Source organism: Pseudomonas sp. lyk4-TYG-107 (assembly GCF_030209055.1).
GTDB classification, from domain to species: domain Bacteria; phylum Pseudomonadota; class Gammaproteobacteria; order Pseudomonadales; family Pseudomonadaceae; genus Aquipseudomonas; species Aquipseudomonas putida_A.
Genome location: NZ_JARVST010000022.1, coordinates 1 through 1,207, shown reverse-complemented (window position 1 = coordinate 1,207; position 1,207 = coordinate 1). Strand labels below are relative to the sequence as shown.

Below are 1,207 nucleotides of genomic sequence, written 5' to 3'. Positions count from 1 at the left end.
AACCTGCTGTGAAACCCAAGCAAAACCGATCGGGCGCTGATGGCGCCCGATCGGTTTGGAGATTTGAATGTCATTGAATCCTGATATCGCCGCATTTCTGCAACTGGTCGGCAACGGCCGGGCCAGTGGCAAACGCGTCGGCATGCACGAGTTGAGTCCGACCGAGGCCCGTGAACAATTCGATCAGTCATCGTTGCTGATGGACGCCGGCGGTGAAGAACTGGCCGTAGTCGATGAGCTGCAATTGCCGGTGCGTGACGGTGCACTGTTGAACGCACGGATCTACAGCAATCATCCGTTGCAGGCGGGCGCCGGACGTCCGGCGCTGTTGTATTTCCATGGCGGCGGCTATGTGGTCGGCAGCCTCGACTCGCATGATTCGCTGTGCCGCGCGTTGGCCGCGCTGGCCGATTGTGTGGTGCTGTCGGTGGCGTATCGGCTGGCGCCGGAACATCGTTTCCCGACAGCGGCCGACGACGCCCGCGATGCCTGGGACTGGCTGGTGGCGAGTGCTGCTGATCTGGGCATCGATGCGGCGCGGCTGGCGATTGCCGGCGACAGCGTCGGTGGCAGCCTGGCCACGGTGCTGGCTGCGCAACTGACGGATGCTGCTGTGCAGCCGCGTTTGCAGGTGCTGATTTATCCGGTTACCGATGCCAGTCGCACTACGCCTTCGATCGAGCGTTTTGCCGAAGGTTATCTGCTGGAGAAGGCTTCGCTGCAGTGGTTCTACGCGCACTATCAGCGTGATGCCAGCGATCGTCTTGATCCGCGTTTCTCGCCGTTGCTCGGCGAAGTCCCGGCCAATGTCGCGCCGGTGCTGATGGTGTTGGCCGAGTGTGATCCGTTGCACGATGAGGGGGTGGCGTATGCCCGGCATTTGCAGGCGGCGGGGGTTGTTGTGGATTTGCAGGTGTACTCGGGCATGACCCATGACTTTATGCGGATGGGGGCGATTGTTGATGAGGCTGAAGAGGCGCTGGGGTTGATTGCTGGGCGCTTGATGGAGGTGTTTGCTTTGGCTTGACGGGGTGGGGGGTGAATATCCGTTGCTGCGGTAACGGCCGCCTAGGGTTCCGCCCTGACGGCGGGTCACTTTGGCAAAAGCCCCAAAGTAACCAAAGGGCTTTACCCTGACGTTCGGCCCTCGCTTAGGCTCGGGTTCCTTCGCTCCGGGATTCATCCGGGGGCAGCGCCTACGGTTTGC

1 protein-coding gene is annotated in these 1,207 nt (G+C 61.6%); it reads left to right on the top strand.

The genetic code is table 11. The features are described 5' to 3' along the window. Positions 1-67: 67 nt before the first annotated feature. Positions 68-1,027: an alpha/beta hydrolase gene (locus QRN61_RS18895; protein ID WP_285374546.1), complete on the top strand. Its 960-nt coding sequence runs from the start codon at positions 68-70 to the stop codon at positions 1,025-1,027. Positions 1,028-1,207: the final 180 nt, after the last annotated feature.

Coding starts and splice junctions, on each gene's coding strand:
- QRN61_RS18895 (WP_285374546.1), top strand. CDS start 68: ATGTCATTGAATCCTGATATCGCCGCATTTCTGCAACTGGTCGGCAAC.